Consider the following 13,902-nt stretch of genomic DNA (forward strand, 5'->3'; position numbering starts at 1 on the left):
GTTGGCGCTGCGGAGGTCGGCGCCGTAGAGGTTGGCGCTGCGGAGGTCGGCGCCGTAGAGGTTGGCGCTGCGGAGGTCGGCGCCGTAGAGGTTGGCGCTCTCTTTCAAAGCCACTTTAACGGCCATGCCGAGCTTCAATGACGGCAAATCGTCAGCCTTGCAGTCAATCTCAGCAGAAAACTGCACTTCGCCGCTGAATCTGTTCAGAATGTCGAATTTCATTTGTTTGTTCTCCTCATAGTGGTGTGGTGGTGGTTGGTGGTGTCAGTATGCCCAGATCAGCACTGCGGCGATGAAGATCGACAGCGCCAAGAATCCGGCGATGTCTTGCAACAACTGCTTGTGCACTTCCGTGATGATCTGCTGGACGCTAGGCGCTTCCACCAAGGCCGCGCTCATTCGCTAGCCTCGACACCGCCGACGCGAACGAACACTTCAAAGGTGCCGCCGTGCTCTTTGTGCAGGCGTGCGGCTTCAACCAGCGCTGAATCGTAGGAGGGATGTTCAAAGGGCCACATGCAGGGACGAATGCGTCCAGTGCTGTCGCCGCGGCGGAATACGAAGTGGCCACCGCCGACTTCCTCGCCGTTGCGCGGCTTCTTGGGGAAGCGGCGCATGTATTCGTATTTCGTCTTGGGCTTGCCGTGCTTCTTGGCCTTGTGGTCCGGGCGCTTCATGGGCTCGTCGGACTGGGCAGCAACAGCGATATCGCCGAACTCTTCGGGACGCGGTCTGTACATGGTGTATCTCCTCTTGTGGTGTGGTGGTGGTTGAGATCGAATTGGAGATCCGCCCGGAGACGGATGCCGAATGAGGTCAGGCGGCGAGACGAGCCCATTCGTTAATCAGACCACGTTCTTCGGCCTCGTCTGCAAGCCAATCCTTGATGAGTGCGGGTGTGATCTTCTCACCAGCATCGACGCGCACGTTGTAGCCGTTGAGCCTTTCGCGAACGGCAGAGAGCTTGGTGTTGCAATCAGTGATTTGGATGTTGCGCTTTGCTGTAAGTACTTCGCTCATCGTCTCATCTCCGGTTCTTGTGGTGGCAGCGAGATCGGCGGGTGGGGCTTCTTCGTCGCTGCTGATGAGCCGACTATGCGATAAACGAACAAGAGTGTCAAACAAAAGATTCGAAAAACGGATAATGTACGTTATTTGTTCTGTTCGATACCCGCATATTTCGTTTTGGCTCGCACAAAAAAACCGCCTCAAAGGGCGGTTTCATAATCACATGTGGGGCTGGTTATCGGAATTTGACGCCGGTAACTTTTGCGACGTAGTCGATAAAAACGTCCTCTTCGACCGCGCCTCCATTTATTGAGTACAAAGACCATCGGTCTTTTCGGGTTCCCCGCAGAAGGCGCTTTACCATAACCTTTCCATCTGCGCGCCAGACGACGCAAATGTTATTAATGTGTAAATCCTGGGGGTACTCGTAGACGGTATCGTAGAAAATCACCGACCCATCAGGGATCATTTCTCCCATTGAGTCGCCCTCAACCTCTAGGGCCGACGTATCAATGGGATAGTCACCGGTATTCTCAACTTCACCTATGACGCCGGCGTCAAGGCCGTGAACGTGCCCGCCCGCGCCGACCTTTCCGCGTATTAGAATAGGGATGCGGATTGCAGGTTCACCAACAAATTTTGCGAACTCTACATATTCCTCTAAGCCGATCTTGCGGTTTTCTGAAAATATCTTGTTGATGTAGTTCGCTGGCTTTCCCACGTGACGGGCAAGGTCAGATTGCGTCTTTCCAACGCGATCCAATCCATCCTGAAGCCACCGGCGAAAGTCATCCATAGTCATAGTCTGTTCCATATTTCGTTTATCGCATAAAATCGCGCAAAAATCTTTTCCGAAAATCGAATAAATATATTGACGTTTCAGTTCGATTATCGCATAACCAAAATCAACAGCGGCCACACAAGAAGCCGACAGGGCAAAAGACCCCAAGACGAACCTGCAGCATGAAAGGGAATGCGCATGTTTAAGGATTGCGAAAGAAGACGATCGACGACCCAAGCGTTGATCGGCATGAGCGCCATGACGGCGAGAAGAAGATGGGAGCATGAAGCTCCTGACCGCAGAAGAAGATGGCGGCCAGTGACCGGGCCGCCGTAAGCGCCAGTAACCAACTGGCGATAACAAAACCAAGAATGCCAGAAGGGGAGACGACTATGAGAAAGACCGCAACCAATGACTTCGAAAACTTAGCGCCGGTGGAGCATGAAGCTCTGCCGGCGTTGTCGTGCGTGCAGCATAAAACGAAAAGGGGCGTAATGAGCCGGCACCACCCGTAACTCCGCCCCTTCTCCGTACTAACACGCCGAGGAGACCTTCGCCGTAAGGCGGGATCAAAGCGCGTGTTCCATATCCGACACCACATCGGACAAGTGTATTCCTACACAAATTTGTAGGAATTGTCAAGCGGTAGTGCGGGCAGCCAACCTGTTATGCCGTAACTACTCGCTCCGAAAGGACGATGACATGGACAGCTTCCACGTTCCTCACCTCAAGCTGCGAGCCATCGTAGCGGCACAGCTGGACGGCACCGTTGCTCATACCTTCGAATCGCCCGATCCAGGCGAATCCGCCCGAATGTGCCAGAACGTCGTCACCAGCGGTGGGCCAGCGGGAAGGATCGAGCCACGCTTTCACGCCGACGTGGAAGATAGGCTCCATCACTTTCGTGTCGATGACAATCGCGTATCGGCCTTCCGGAATTCGTTTGCGGCCATCGTTGATCGGGTCGAATTTGAATTTGCCAGCTTTGCGGTCGGATATCTTGCCGTAGGTGCGGGCAACCGTAATCGGCGTGATGGAGGGGCTGGTTTCGGCCGCGTCGCGAGCCATCTCCGCCACGTCATCTTCGGAGACGCCGAGGAAGGCGGCAATCGCCGGGAATTGCCTAGGTCTAGGAATGACGCCAGCTTTCCAGGTGCTGTAGGTCTGCTGAGGCACACCTAGCTCTTCGTAGACAGCGCGATCCTTTACGGCTCTCCGCTTTTGCTCTTTCAGTATCGATTGCAGGAGGCGCGACTTAACTTCAGGCATGCATCCACCTTGGTGAAATCTTGACAAATTTGTAAAAATAGTTTAGTTTCATAACCCTGCCGCTTTGTCAACCGCATGGCGGCCACCACCCAGAGGAGACGACATGACGCTTATCACCAGCACTATGCTGGCGGATATGCACGCGCGCCGTGAGAACGGTGAGAGCGTCGCAGATATTGCCGCCAGATACAACGTCAAGCCAATGGCCGCATACCAGCGACTGCGGCGCACATACGGCCTGCAAAAACAGCGCGCCTTCATCCCGGCCAACGACAACAACCCCGACCGCACGACGCGCATGGCGCCGCACAACGGCGGCTGCTCCACGCTTTCCGGTCTTATGCCGGTTTCGCTGCCGCGCGTCGCTGCGAACGACAACATCGACGATGCTGACTTGCATGCAGGGCAGGTGGTCAACGACTACGCGCTGCGTGGGGTGGCGGCATGACCTGCGACTGCGAATTCTTCAATTTCGGCGATCCGGTTCGGAGCCGACAAAATCCGCACCTAACTGGCGTCGTCGTCGGTGATCGCAACTGGGGCAGTGAATACCTCGTGCGCCTTGCCGACGGTGCCACGACGATCTGGTGGCATTCGATCGAGATCGAACACGACCCTGATGGCGAGCCGCCGGCTAAAGAGGATGACGACACCAACGTCGTCAAGGTCGACTTCACACAACGGCGCGCGATGACCGCCGAGACAACAACGGAAGGAGCAGCGTGATGGGTGAGTTTAAGAAGGGTGACGTAATCAGAGCGAAGCGCGACATAAACAGCTTTTTCGACAAAGGGGCTCATTATCGTATTGCGAAAAAGATCGGCCAGAACTTCGTTCTCACCGATAACGACGAGCCGGAGATTGAGCATGCGAAACACCATACCGATTTGTCGTGGCTGATCGAGAATTTCGAATTGGTCACCCTCAAGATCGAGGCCGGCAAGTTCTACAAGACGCGCGATGGCCGGAAAGCGAAAATTGAACGCTTGCACTATAGCGACAGCTACGATTTCGTGGCGACGGTCGAAGGTCTGCCCGGCAACAAAGTCTACAAGAAAGACGGCAAGCACGGCAGCTGGTGGATTGCTAACAATCCCAGCGATGACATCATCGCCGAATGGATCGACGAGCCCGTGGCGAAGCCCAGCAACGACAACGCCAAGCCGAAGTTCAAGGTGGGCGATCGAGTCGAGATCACGGCAAACGATAACTACCGCGTCAGCTTCGTTGGAAGCTTCGGAACCGTTAAAGCAGTGCCGGCGAAAGCGGCGGCAGGATTCAGGGTTGAACTCGATGATGGGCGTGAGTTCCCGTTTTGGCCAAGCGAGATGACGGCTCGACCTTCGTCGGCACCCAAACCCACCACAACCATCGTTGCCCTCATCGAAAACGGCCAGCCCAAGCCATCCTCGACACCGCACGTCCATACATCCACCGACAGCGCCGAGAAGGAAGCCAAGCGCCTTGCTGCAAAATACAAAGGCAAGCAGTTCGGAGTGTTCACGCTGACAACCACGCATGAAGAAGCCGCCACGGTCTATGACCATAAGTGGCAGAACATGGCTGCGCTGGGCCTCAAAATCGACGCGATCAAGGAATTGCGCGCTGTTGCTGGGCTTGACCTTTTGTCAGCAAAGCGGGCCGTCGAAGCTTTCGACGCCGCAGCCTAACCACCAAAGCGGCTGGCCACCAACCAGCCGCACTTCACCACATCATTGAGGAGACAGATATGTCTAAGAACGTATTCGAGAAGCTTGCGCAGCGTGAGCATGAGAACGACACCAAGCTTGGCATGCCTTCAACCGACGCCGCTCACTTCGATCGGCGCATGCATCTGATGTCGTCCATTACTGGCGGCAACGGATGGAGCAAATTGCCAAAGGAGCCGCGCAAGTTCGCGGACGGAACAACGCGCGGCGTTCGCAAGCGTGCCGCACGCGCGGCGGCAAACTCAAAGGTAAGCGAGAACCGCCTGCCGATTTACATGCACAGCGCTGCCCGTCGCCGAGCTGCGGCTGATGCATTGAGGGTTGCGGCATGACACGCCCCGCAACGAACTGGCCAGCCTTCTGGTCTGCCTTCTCTGAGGCTGCTCTGACGCTATCGGCATTCGCTGCCCTCATTCTCTGGCTGGCAGTCCTGCCTACGGTCGGCGTGCTGTACTTCTTGGGAGCACTGGCATGATGTCCCCCTGGTACACCGAATCCATCACCGCACCACCGCTCGATCACGTGCCGGTCACACCAACGCCGCGCAAATACGTCTTTCGTGGCCTGAAACGCGGCGGCATCGCGGCACTCACCGCAGCAGCGGCAGTCGGCCTCATCATGCTGTTTCCGTTTGCTCTCGTTGCGATCGCCGTGCTCGGCGCATTCTGGTGGATGTTTTGCCGTCTGTTCGCGCGCTGATCGCTCATTGGCGGTGGCTCATCGTCATTGCTGCCGCCGCCTACATCGCAGCCATCATTTTCACCGCACCACCACACTGAGGAGGCCTTATGGCTATTTCACTTAGCAGCCTGAAGTCGACGAAGAGATCTGACCCGCCAGTCATCTTGCTCTACGGCGTCGACGGTATCGGCAAAACCAGCCTTGCCGCCGAATTTCCTGACGCGATCTATCTGCCAACGGAAGGAGAGCGCACGCCGTCAGACGTTGAACTCGTCACGCCTGGCACTATCGAAAGCTTCGACGAACTGCTGGACGTATTCGGCGAACTGCTCACCGAGGAGCACGACCGCAAGACGGTTATCATCGACAGCCTCGACGGTCTCGAGCCGCTGGTCTGGGCTGCGACCTGCCGACGCATCGGCGTGGCCTCGATCGAAGAGGCCGGATTCGGCAAAGGTTACGTCGAAGCCGACAGCGAATGGAATGAGCTCATGGCGGCGGTATCTGCCCTCGCTCAACGCGGCATCTGCGTTGTGATGCTTGCCCACCCTGAAATCGTCCGGTTCGACAGCCCAGTCACCGATCCCTACAGCCGCTATCAGCCGAAACTGCACAAGCGCGCCAATGCGCTGGTCCGCGAGAAGTCGGACATCGTCGCCTTCATGAATTACCGCATCTCCATCAAGGAGAAGGAAGTCGCGCGCCAGACGAAGGTTGCTCACGCTGAGGGCGGCAAAGAGCGTCAGGTTCATCTTTCCGAGGGCGCGGGCTTCAATGCAAAGAACCGCTACTCAATGCCTGACACCGTGCCGTACCGAAAAGGGCAGGGCTATGCCGAACTGGCAAAGCACTTTCCTGCGCCGACGGGAGTGGCAGCGTGAAGTTCAACTGTGGCCCCACCCAACAGGAGCGACGCCAGCAGGTACGAGATCGTTACTGCGTTTGGCACAAATGGTTCGCATGGTTTCCCGTGCGTGTCGGCAATCACGATTGCCGCTGGCTGGAGACAATCGAGCGCAAAGCTGGAGCCGTGACTTCTGCTGGCCTGATCTTCGAATTCACGCCCTGTGACTTCAAGTATCGCCCCATCACCAACCAACCACCGCACCACCACTGAAGGAGACTACGCATGGCCAAGATTGGCATCAGAGTTGAAGCGACCGAAGAGAACACACAACAGCGCGATTTCACAAACCTGCCGAATGGCGACTATCAGCTGGAAATCAGCGCCTCCGAGATCAAGGAAAAGAACAAGGATACCCGCGACCATGCCATCAATCTGAGCGTGACCATCGACGTCCTTGCCCCCGATGAACTCAAAGGCCGCAAGGTCTTCAACAACTACAATCTGCAACATCCAAACCCTCAAACCCAGGAAATCGGCCAGCGCCAGTTTGCCTGCCTTCTCCGCTCGCTCGGTCTGAATGAAGCGCCTGAAGATTCTGATGAATTGCATTTCATCTCCTTCATGGCACGCATCGGCATGGGCAAGGATAGCAAGGAGAAGAATGCCGATGGCACGCCGAAGTACGCGGCGCGCAACGAGTTGAAAAAATATTACTATCCCGATGAGGGTAACCTGCCCGAGCCGAAGGTCGATGCCGCGCCACCCGGTGCCAACGACAACCGCCGTACTGCCGCCAGCAACGACAACAAGCCTTCCGCTGCGACCGCTGGCACGACGCGCCGACCCTGGGGAAGTAAATAACCATCAACGCGGGCTGCCTCACCAGCGGCCCGCTATTTCACCACTTTTGAGGAGACACCCATGCACCTTGTCATCCACAAGGAGGACCTAACGCGGGCGCTTGCCGCCACGACGAAGGTCGTCGAAGCAAGATCCACCATTCCCATCCTGTCGAGCGTCCAGCTTGCTGCCGCAGGCGACGGACTGGCCATCACCGCAACCGACCTCGATATCAGCGCCACCGCAGGCGCACCGGCTGAGCTCAGCAAGGCTGGCAACATCTGCGTCAGCGCGAAGCTGCTCAACGACATCGCGCGCAAGGCAACCGGCGACATCACCATGTCACTCGACGGTGACAAGCTTTCGGTCAAATCTGGCCGCTCGCGTTTTTCGCTTGCGACGCTGTCGGCAGAAGACTTCCCGACACTTGGCGAAGACAAGTTCGACGCTGAATTCGAGATCGACCTGGCAGCGCTGTTCGCACCGGTGTCGTTCGCGATCTCGACCGAGGAGACGCGCTATTATCTAAACGGCGTGTTCTTCAAGGGCGGCAGCAAGTCGGAAGCCGTTGCTACCGACGGCCACCGCCTCGGCCGTCACATTGGCCCGGAGCTGCCGGCCTTCGAGGGCATTATCGTTCCGCGCAAAACGGTCGGTCTGCTGCCGAAGGGCAAGGTGCAGGTGGCCGTCAGCCAGCAGAAAATCCGCATCGTGTCGGACGACGTGCGCATCACGTCTAAGCTGATCGACGGCACATTCCCGGACTTCGAGCGCGTCATTCCGAAGAGCAACGAACGTGTTGTGACTGTCGATCGTGATGCGCTGATGAAGGCTTCCGATCGGGTTTCGACGGTGTCATCAGAGCGCGGCCGTGCCGTGAAGTTCAGCATTGCTCCCGGCAGCATCGCACTTGCTGTTGCGGCTGGCGAGGCGTCGGCGAATGACGAAGTCGAAGCTGAATACAGCGGCGAGCCGATGGATATTGGTTTCAACGCGGCCTACGTCCGCGACGTGCTCAACGTGTTGCCGTCGGGTCCGGTTAAGCTGGCCTTGCAGGATAGCGGCACGCCGGGGCTGATCACGTCCGATGGCTTCGAGGGGCTGACGCTCGTTTGCATGCCTATGAGGGTCAGCTGATGGCAAAGTTCATAGTGGAATACACGTTTCATGGACGTGCAAGCAGAACGATCGAAGCCGATACGATGGAGGATGCAGAAGCTATTGTTGATGCGGATGTTAACCAGGATGACTTCGATATCGACGCAGACAGCATAGACGACGTCAACTTCGACATCCAGGAGATGCATCCCGTCACCCGCGATGGCCGCGAATTGTGGACCACGTACGTCATGAAGGGTGACGTGCGCGGGCATCAAACTGCGCTCGCATCATCGCCACTCTTTGCTTCTGGGGTGGGGTCATAATGGCCCCACTACCCAAACCAGAATCCAGCACAGTCCGCGCCATCTATGCAGCCTACGAAGCCGCAGCCTCGTCATGGGACAGCCTCGGCATATCCGTCGGCGAGGCCAACAATCCGTGCGACCGCGCACTCTGGTACGCCTTCCGCTGGGCAACTCCGCTCGAAAAGCACCACGGTCGCCAGCTGCGCCTGTTTGAAACCGGCAACATTGAAGAAGACCGGCTCGTTGCCGACCTAGAGCGCATCGGCGTGGATGTCTACGGCCAGCAGGACAAGATCAGGCTGGTGCAGGGGCACGTCCGCGGTAAGTGCGACGGCAAGGCCATGGGTGTCGTTGAGGCGCCCAAGACTGAGCACCTGCTTGAGTTTAAATCGAGTAATGCCAAAGGCATGAAGCTGATTGTTAAGGACGGATGCGAGAAGGCCAAACCGCTTCACTACGGCCAGTGCCAGCTTGGATTACACGCGTTTGGCTTGTCTCGCTGCCTTTATCTCGTCAGCTGCAAAGATGACGACACGCTCTATGCCGAGCGCATCGAGTACGATCCGGAGTTTTGTCTGCGCCTGCTCGCAAGGTTGGAGCGCATCATCAATTCGCCAGAGCCGCCGTCACGCATCAACGATTCCGAAGACTGGTTCGAATGCACCTTCTGCAAGCACAAACCTGTCTGCAAGGAGAGCGCATGGCCCCGCGTCACATGTCGCTCCTGCATCCATTCCTCACCAGAAATGGACGGCGACGGACACTGGTCCTGCGCTCGATGGGCAAAGCCGATCTCGTTCGACGAGCAGAAGGAAGGCTGCCCTACGCATCTGACGATCCCGGCGCTCGTGCCTGGCATTCAAACGGATTGCTCGGAAGAGGACGAAACAATCACTTATGTGCTGCTGGACGGCACGACATGGATTGATGGCGCCACCAACGCCTGAACCACCTCAGGAGGAGACCACCATGCCGCTTGTAGCACGCATGCCGCTTGTAGCTGCCAACGACAACAATCCGCGCAGTCCAGAGTTCGACCGCAAGCTGCTGGCCTACGAGCCGGCATTGCGGAGACTCGCGCGAAAGATCACCAAGAACGAAGACGCGGCCGATGAACTGTTTCAGTCGGCGATGGTCGTCATGTTGCGCCGTCATCGCGAGTGCCGCATCGAGACCTTTTGGACGTGGGCCGTCCTTTGCGTTCGGGGGACAGCGCAGGACTTCGTTCGAACCAATTCAACCAAGTCGCGCTCCGCTGAGGTTTGCAGTCTCTCCGCGTTCGAAGAACTGCCGGGTTCCACTAATCCGCACCAGGAGGAGGGCACCGACCTATCGCTCGTTGTCTCCCTGCTGGAAGGCCGCAACGGCACGATGCTGATGCGCAGGGCGATGGGCGAGACGCTGGAAGCCATCGGCAACGACCACGGCCTCACCAGAGAGCGTGTGCGGCAGATCGTCATCAAGGAGCGGGCGAGGGTGCTTGGGCTGCTGCGGGAGGCGGATTGATGCTATCGCTGCGCCACTACCAAGAAGAAGCAGAAAACGCCGTTTTCGACTATTGGTCAACGACGGCTGGCAATCCGCTCGTAGACCTTGCGACCGGCTGCGGCAAGTCGCTGCTCATGGCTTCGCTCATCAAGAGGCTGGTCGAAGGCTGGCCGGACATGCGCATCCTTGTCGCCACCCACGTCGCCGAATTGATCGAGCAGAACTACCTTGAGCTGCTCGGCATTTGGCCATTTGCACCGGCGGGGATTTTCTCGGCTGGCCTTGGCCGGCGTGACGCGCGTAGCCAGATCATTTTTGCGGGCATCCAGACCGTGCACAGCAAGGCTGCGCCCATCGGGCATATCGACGTGCTGATGGTGGACGAGTGCCATCTGATACCCGCCAACAGCAACACGATGTACGGTCGCTTCATCGCGGCCCTGCGTGCCATCAATCCTGACATGAAGATCCTGGGGCTCACCGCCACGCCTTACCGGCTGGACACAGGCCGGTTGGATGAGGGCGACGATCGTCTGTTCGACCAGATCGTCTACACTTATGGCATCGCCGACGGTGTTGCTGACGGTTATCTTGCACCGCTCTCATCAAAAGCGACCGCGACAACCTTCGATATGAAGGGCGTCGGCAGGCAGGGCGGCGATTACAAGCAGTCCGCGTTGCAGGCTGCCGTTGACAAGATGGACGTCACGCGCTCCGCCGTAGATGAGATCGTTGCGAAGGGCGCCGACCGTAAATCATGGCTATGCTTCTGTTCCGGTGTTGAGCACGCCGAGCACGTGCGTGATGAGATCCGTTCGCGGGGTATCTCCTGCGAGATGATCAGCGGCGAAACACCGAAGGACGAGCGCCGGCGCATCATCGAGGACTTCAAGTCCTACAAGATCCGGGCGCTGACCAACAACTCGGTGCTGACCACCGGTTTCAATCACAAGGGCGTCGATCTGATTGCTGCCCTTCGCCCGACGCTGTCAGTTTCGCTGTATGTGCAAATGATGGGCCGCGGAACGCGCGTCATATACGCGCCTGGCATGCCGCTCGGCACGCCTCATGAGCGCATTGCTGCAATCAAGGCCGGCCCGAAACCTTCTTGCCTCGTGCTCGACTTTGCCGGTCTTGTCGACAAGCATGGACCGGTCGATATGGTGCAGCCGAAGGTGCCGGGTAAAGGCGACGGCGAAGCGCCTGTGAAGGTGTGCCCGTTTGACGTCGAGGATAAGAACGGTCGCTTCGGTTGTGGCGAGAAGGTGCATGCCTCGGCGCGCACGTGCTCTTGCTGCGGCTATGAGTTCGACATCGACGACAGCCCCAAGATCACAGCGACGGCTGCAGATACGCCGATCATGTCGACGGCAGACCCAGAACCCCGCACCGTCACATCGCGTACGTTCCGCCACCACCCCGGTAAAGAAGGCAAGCCCGATAGCGTGAAGGTCACGTACATGTGTGGGATGACCTCAATATCTGAATGGATCTGCCCTCAGCACCAAGGATTCCCCAAGTCGAAGGCCGACCGTTACTGGCGATCGCATGGCGGCAAGATGCCGTTTCCCAAGACAGTGCTGGAATGGCTCGAGCGGCAGCGAGAACTGCGCGACACGGCCGAGGTCATGATCGCCCCACGCGGCAAGTATTGGGACGTCAAGCAGTGGGTGCCAGCAGATAATGACAACAGACAGGCGCCGGCGAACGACAACCGTGATGAGGAAGATTGGCAGGCGCTAGTGGCGGACGATGTACCATTCTAATGAATTTTCTATATACTCAACTTGACGAAACTAATGAAAATTCCTTATATAGGTGGTGCATGGATAATGACGAATTTCGATCCATTCGTAAGCGTCTGGGACTAACCCAGTCGCAGCTAGCCGGCGTTCTGGGATATTCCAGACCTTTACAAGTCTCCGAGATAGAGCGCGAAACAAATCCAAAGCCCGTTCCTAGGGCTATCGCGTTGTTGATGAGGGCATATGACGAAGGATACCGACCGAGAGAATGGCCTCGGTAAGGTTTGCACAAAATGCGGAGAGTGGAAGTCGCTGGAGAAATTTGGACTGCGAAAAAATAGGAAGGGAGAGCGAGTTCCATTTTCTCGATGCAAATCGTGTGAGAATGCTAGTTCTGCGAAGAAACGGTCAAAGCCAGGATACGCAGAAAAGGAGAGGCTAGCAAACAGGCTGTACGCAGCAGAGAGGCGCGCAAATGATCCTAATTATGTGGCCTCAAAGAACGAGAAGAACCGGATATATGCGGCCCGGCGGCGAGAGGATCCAGACCACCGTGAATCGATAAACCTGTTGCGCAGGGTGCTTTGGGCCACTGACGAGCAGTATCGTATTCGATCTGGCGCGCGGCTCGTATCTTGGATCAATGAAAATTACGACAGGTGGCGGTCCATTGGTGCAAATCGCAGGTCTTTAGAGCGAGGTGCCGATGGGAAATTTACGCCGGACGACATCGATCGCATCAACAAATCTCAGGAATTCAAATGCGTATACTGCGGCGCATCTACAGAAGAAGAATTTCACATCGACCATATACACCCCATATCGCGTGGCGGGACAAATTGGCCAGACAACCTGCAAATTCTCTGTCGATCATGCAATTGCAGCAAGAAAGACAAGACCCACGAAGAATTCCTAACGTACAGGTTGGCAACAGCAGACGCTATCGCTGAATCCTTGACAAATTTGTAAAAACGGTATAGCATTTGAACAATGCGCCACACCAATGGCGTCACCACATTGAGGAGATGAGAATGAGCGAGAGAAGATCCGCCAACGACAACTATTTGGCCGCCGACGTCGCCAACCTCGAAGCGCTTTTCGCTGACATGCTGGCCGCTTATCCAGAGCTGGAAGCGGACGAAGAGCTTCGCGCCGACATGCTGGAAGGCGAGACCAAATTCCACGCCGTCCTTACGCGCCTAGTGAACGGCGAGCGCGACGCCGACAGCCTGGCAAAGGCCGTGGCCGGCCGCATCTCCGACCTGCAAGCACGAAAGTCACGCGCTGAGCGCCGAAAGGAAGCCATGCGCAGCCTGATGTTCAAGTTGCTGAAAGCTGCGGGCGTGCCGCGCGTGCCGCTGGCCGAGGCTACCATCTCGATCGGCAAGAAGGCTGCTTCGGTTGAGATCATCGACGAGGCGTTGCTGCCGAAAGCCTATGTGCGCGTTTCGACGTCGCCGGACAAGACGGCGATCAAGGAAGCGTTGCAGGCTGGGTCGTCTGTGCCGGGGGCAAAGATGGGCGAGGCGGGTGAACAACTCAGCGTGAGGGTGGCGTGATCATCAAACAGCATGAGGAAATGAAAGACGAGGGCGTTTGCCCTCGTTGCGAGGAGCGCGAGCTTTACCGTGACAGCGCTGATGTAGGCGTAGGCATCATATATGGCCCGTGGGGCTGCCCATGCTGCGGTTGGTCGGAGTCAGAGCGATACGACTTGGAATTCGGAGGAGGCCTGCAAGAAAATGGTTCTTACCTTGATCCATATGGTGGCCTCACACCCGCAGAAAATCCCATCGCGAAGATGCTTGCTGCGGAGGCCAAAGCCGCATGACCAAAACCATAATGATCGCCCACGGTAGCGCAGCTGTTCAGGCTGCTCGCATCATCGCGGCAGTGGCGAAGGAGCGCGAAGACAAGGCGCGCGGCTATGAGTTGGCCGCGCAGTGGCATGACAAGCAGGAGAAGGCTTGCCGCGAGATTGCCAACGACGCGCCTCGTATTGACGCGCCGACGCGAGCGAAAGCAGCTGTTGCCGCCATTCACCACGGGGCGAGTGCAGCAGGCCTTAGGAATGCGGCGTCGCAGTTAATGCGGATCGCCATCACAGAGTAAAACCACCCGCCGCGCC

At 57.3% G+C, this 13,902-nt stretch carries 24 protein-coding genes; 18 read left to right on the forward strand and 6 right to left on the reverse strand.

The genetic code is table 11. The features are described from left to right. The 6 genes from JZX89_RS00005 to JZX89_RS00025 form a co-directional block, all read right to left on the reverse strand. On the reverse strand, positions 1–222 hold a 222-nt coding region (locus JZX89_RS00005), incomplete at its 3' end, for a pentapeptide repeat-containing protein (RefSeq protein ID WP_207132706.1). Positions 223–264: 42 nt separating this feature from the next. Next, the gene (locus JZX89_RS28755) at positions 265–399 is read right to left on the reverse strand and encodes a hypothetical protein (protein WP_256438085.1); all 135 of its coding nucleotides are present in this window, start codon (positions 397–399) and stop codon (positions 265–267) included. Then, on the reverse strand, positions 396–740 hold the full coding sequence (locus tag JZX89_RS00010; RefSeq protein ID WP_207132707.1) for a hypothetical protein: 345 nt from the start codon (positions 738–740) through the stop codon (positions 396–398). Before JZX89_RS00010 ends, JZX89_RS28755 begins: the two co-directional genes overlap by 4 nt. A 76-nt stretch (positions 741–816) precedes the next feature. Next, on the reverse strand, positions 817–1,020 hold the full coding sequence (locus tag JZX89_RS00015) for a hypothetical protein (RefSeq protein WP_207132708.1): 204 nt from the start codon (positions 1,018–1,020) through the stop codon (positions 817–819). 223 nt (positions 1,021–1,243) lie between these two features. Next, a complete protein-coding gene (locus JZX89_RS00020) occupies positions 1,244–1,957 on the reverse strand; it encodes a LexA family transcriptional regulator (RefSeq protein WP_207132709.1) in 714 nt (237 codons plus the stop codon). A gap of 498 nt (positions 1,958–2,455) precedes the next feature. Beyond that, positions 2,456–3,058, reverse strand: coding sequence for a hypothetical protein (locus JZX89_RS00025; protein WP_210348266.1), 603 nt, complete (start codon positions 3,056–3,058; stop codon positions 2,456–2,458). Between the two features lie 103 nt (positions 3,059–3,161). On the opposite strand from JZX89_RS00025, the gene JZX89_RS00030 reads away from it, so the two are divergent. From JZX89_RS00030 to JZX89_RS00115, 18 genes are all read left to right on the forward strand, one after another. Further along, positions 3,162–3,506 carry a hypothetical protein gene (locus tag JZX89_RS00030; RefSeq protein WP_207132710.1) on the forward strand — a complete coding sequence of 115 codons (345 nt, stop codon included), beginning with the start codon at positions 3,162–3,164 and terminating at the stop codon, positions 3,504–3,506. Beyond that, complete coding sequence (locus JZX89_RS00035) at positions 3,503–3,784, forward strand: hypothetical protein (RefSeq protein WP_207132711.1); 282 nt, start codon at positions 3,503–3,505, stop codon at positions 3,782–3,784. Before JZX89_RS00030 ends, JZX89_RS00035 begins: the two co-directional genes overlap by 4 nt. Continuing rightward, on the forward strand, positions 3,784–4,728 hold the full coding sequence (locus JZX89_RS00040) for a hypothetical protein (protein WP_207132712.1): 945 nt from the start codon (positions 3,784–3,786) through the stop codon (positions 4,726–4,728). The genes JZX89_RS00035 and JZX89_RS00040 overlap by 1 nt, the downstream gene beginning before the upstream one ends. Positions 4,729–4,787: 59 nt before the next feature. Beyond that, positions 4,788–5,099: a hypothetical protein gene (locus JZX89_RS00045; RefSeq protein WP_207132713.1), complete on the forward strand. Its 312-nt coding sequence runs from the start codon at positions 4,788–4,790 to the stop codon at positions 5,097–5,099. After that, a complete protein-coding gene (locus JZX89_RS00050) occupies positions 5,096–5,242 on the forward strand; it encodes a hypothetical protein (RefSeq protein ID WP_207132714.1) in 147 nt (48 codons plus the stop codon). Before JZX89_RS00045 ends, JZX89_RS00050 begins: the two co-directional genes overlap by 4 nt. Continuing rightward, on the forward strand, positions 5,239–5,466 hold the full coding sequence (locus JZX89_RS00055) for a DUF4349 domain-containing protein (RefSeq protein ID WP_207132715.1): 228 nt from the start codon (positions 5,239–5,241) through the stop codon (positions 5,464–5,466). The genes JZX89_RS00050 and JZX89_RS00055 overlap by 4 nt, the downstream gene beginning before the upstream one ends. 89 nt (positions 5,467–5,555) lie before the next feature. Then, positions 5,556–6,329 carry an ATP-binding protein gene (locus JZX89_RS00060; protein ID WP_207132716.1) on the forward strand — a complete coding sequence of 258 codons (774 nt, stop codon included), beginning with the start codon at positions 5,556–5,558 and terminating at the stop codon, positions 6,327–6,329. Continuing rightward, positions 6,326–6,565 (forward strand): hypothetical protein, encoded by a 240-nt coding sequence (locus tag JZX89_RS00065; protein WP_207132717.1) that lies wholly within the window; start codon positions 6,326–6,328, stop codon positions 6,563–6,565. Before JZX89_RS00060 ends, JZX89_RS00065 begins: the two co-directional genes overlap by 4 nt. Before the next feature lie 12 nt (positions 6,566–6,577). Beyond that, positions 6,578–7,156, forward strand: coding sequence for a DUF669 domain-containing protein (locus JZX89_RS00070; protein ID WP_207132718.1), 579 nt, complete (start codon positions 6,578–6,580; stop codon positions 7,154–7,156). A gap of 60 nt (positions 7,157–7,216) precedes the next feature. Continuing rightward, the gene (gene dnaN / locus JZX89_RS00075) at positions 7,217–8,272 is read left to right on the forward strand and encodes a DNA polymerase III subunit beta (RefSeq protein WP_207132719.1); all 1,056 of its coding nucleotides are present in this window, start codon (positions 7,217–7,219) and stop codon (positions 8,270–8,272) included. Then, positions 8,272–8,559, forward strand: coding sequence for a hypothetical protein (locus tag JZX89_RS00080; RefSeq protein WP_207132720.1), 288 nt, complete (start codon positions 8,272–8,274; stop codon positions 8,557–8,559). The genes dnaN and JZX89_RS00080 overlap by 1 nt, the downstream gene beginning before the upstream one ends. Continuing rightward, on the forward strand, positions 8,559–9,488 hold the full coding sequence (locus JZX89_RS00085) for a PDDEXK family nuclease (protein WP_207132721.1): 930 nt from the start codon (positions 8,559–8,561) through the stop codon (positions 9,486–9,488). The genes JZX89_RS00080 and JZX89_RS00085 overlap by 1 nt, the downstream gene beginning before the upstream one ends. A gap of 22 nt (positions 9,489–9,510) precedes the next feature. Next, entirely contained in the window at positions 9,511–10,047 is a 537-nt protein-coding gene (locus JZX89_RS00090; RefSeq protein ID WP_207132722.1) for a sigma-70 family RNA polymerase sigma factor, read from the forward strand. After that, positions 10,047–11,795 carry a DEAD/DEAH box helicase gene (locus JZX89_RS00095; RefSeq protein ID WP_207132723.1) on the forward strand — a complete coding sequence of 583 codons (1,749 nt, stop codon included), beginning with the start codon at positions 10,047–10,049 and terminating at the stop codon, positions 11,793–11,795. The genes JZX89_RS00090 and JZX89_RS00095 overlap by 1 nt, the downstream gene beginning before the upstream one ends. A 59-nt stretch (positions 11,796–11,854) precedes the next feature. Then, on the forward strand, positions 11,855–12,055 hold the full coding sequence (locus tag JZX89_RS00100; protein ID WP_078054203.1) for a helix-turn-helix domain-containing protein: 201 nt from the start codon (positions 11,855–11,857) through the stop codon (positions 12,053–12,055). After that, entirely contained in the window at positions 12,018–12,743 is a 726-nt protein-coding gene (locus JZX89_RS28840) for an HNH endonuclease (RefSeq protein ID WP_207132724.1), read from the forward strand. Before JZX89_RS00100 ends, JZX89_RS28840 begins: the two co-directional genes overlap by 38 nt. Before the next feature lie 62 nt (positions 12,744–12,805). After that, positions 12,806–13,333 carry a siphovirus Gp157 family protein gene (locus JZX89_RS00110; RefSeq protein ID WP_207132725.1) on the forward strand — a complete coding sequence of 176 codons (528 nt, stop codon included), beginning with the start codon at positions 12,806–12,808 and terminating at the stop codon, positions 13,331–13,333. Positions 13,334–13,601: 268 nt separating this feature from the next. Beyond that, positions 13,602–13,886: a hypothetical protein gene (locus tag JZX89_RS00115; protein ID WP_207132726.1), complete on the forward strand. Its 285-nt coding sequence runs from the start codon at positions 13,602–13,604 to the stop codon at positions 13,884–13,886. Positions 13,887–13,902: the final 16 nt, after the last annotated feature.

Source organism: Agrobacterium burrii, assembly GCF_017313405.1.
Lineage (GTDB): Bacteria > Pseudomonadota > Alphaproteobacteria > Rhizobiales > Rhizobiaceae > Agrobacterium > Agrobacterium burrii.

Bases quoted from the DNA above. Each gene is read 5' to 3' on its own strand.
- JZX89_RS00070 (WP_207132718.1), top strand. From the start codon at position 6,578: ATGGCCAAGATTGGCATCAGAGTTGAAGCGACCGAAGAGAACACACAA.
- JZX89_RS00085 (WP_207132721.1), top strand. From the start codon at position 8,559: ATGGCCCCACTACCCAAACCAGAATCCAGCACAGTCCGCGCCATCTAT.
- JZX89_RS00050 (WP_207132714.1), top strand. From the start codon at position 5,096: ATGACACGCCCCGCAACGAACTGGCCAGCCTTCTGGTCTGCCTTCTCT.
- JZX89_RS28840 (WP_207132724.1), top strand. From the start codon at position 12,018: ATGACGAAGGATACCGACCGAGAGAATGGCCTCGGTAAGGTTTGCACA.
- JZX89_RS00030 (WP_207132710.1), top strand. From the start codon at position 3,162: ATGACGCTTATCACCAGCACTATGCTGGCGGATATGCACGCGCGCCGT.
- JZX89_RS00025 (WP_210348266.1), bottom strand. From the start codon at position 3,058: ATGCCTGAAGTTAAGTCGCGCCTCCTGCAATCGATACTGAAAGAGCAA.
- JZX89_RS00035 (WP_207132711.1), top strand. From the start codon at position 3,503: ATGACCTGCGACTGCGAATTCTTCAATTTCGGCGATCCGGTTCGGAGC.
- JZX89_RS00015 (WP_207132708.1), bottom strand. From the start codon at position 1,020: ATGAGCGAAGTACTTACAGCAAAGCGCAACATCCAAATCACTGATTGC.
- JZX89_RS00055 (WP_207132715.1), top strand. From the start codon at position 5,239: ATGATGTCCCCCTGGTACACCGAATCCATCACCGCACCACCGCTCGAT.
- JZX89_RS00090 (WP_207132722.1), top strand. From the start codon at position 9,511: ATGCCGCTTGTAGCACGCATGCCGCTTGTAGCTGCCAACGACAACAAT.
- JZX89_RS00080 (WP_207132720.1), top strand. From the start codon at position 8,272: ATGGCAAAGTTCATAGTGGAATACACGTTTCATGGACGTGCAAGCAGA.
- JZX89_RS28755 (WP_256438085.1), bottom strand. From the start codon at position 399: ATGAGCGCGGCCTTGGTGGAAGCGCCTAGCGTCCAGCAGATCATCACG.
- JZX89_RS00045 (WP_207132713.1), top strand. From the start codon at position 4,788: ATGTCTAAGAACGTATTCGAGAAGCTTGCGCAGCGTGAGCATGAGAAC.
- JZX89_RS00010 (WP_207132707.1), bottom strand. From the start codon at position 740: ATGTACAGACCGCGTCCCGAAGAGTTCGGCGATATCGCTGTTGCTGCC.
- JZX89_RS00095 (WP_207132723.1), top strand. From the start codon at position 10,047: ATGCTATCGCTGCGCCACTACCAAGAAGAAGCAGAAAACGCCGTTTTC.
- JZX89_RS00060 (WP_207132716.1), top strand. From the start codon at position 5,556: ATGGCTATTTCACTTAGCAGCCTGAAGTCGACGAAGAGATCTGACCCG.
- JZX89_RS00110 (WP_207132725.1), top strand. From the start codon at position 12,806: ATGAGCGAGAGAAGATCCGCCAACGACAACTATTTGGCCGCCGACGTC.
- dnaN (WP_207132719.1), top strand. From the start codon at position 7,217: ATGCACCTTGTCATCCACAAGGAGGACCTAACGCGGGCGCTTGCCGCC.
- JZX89_RS00115 (WP_207132726.1), top strand. From the start codon at position 13,602: ATGACCAAAACCATAATGATCGCCCACGGTAGCGCAGCTGTTCAGGCT.
- JZX89_RS00040 (WP_207132712.1), top strand. From the start codon at position 3,784: ATGGGTGAGTTTAAGAAGGGTGACGTAATCAGAGCGAAGCGCGACATA.
- JZX89_RS00100 (WP_078054203.1), top strand. From the start codon at position 11,855: ATGGATAATGACGAATTTCGATCCATTCGTAAGCGTCTGGGACTAACC.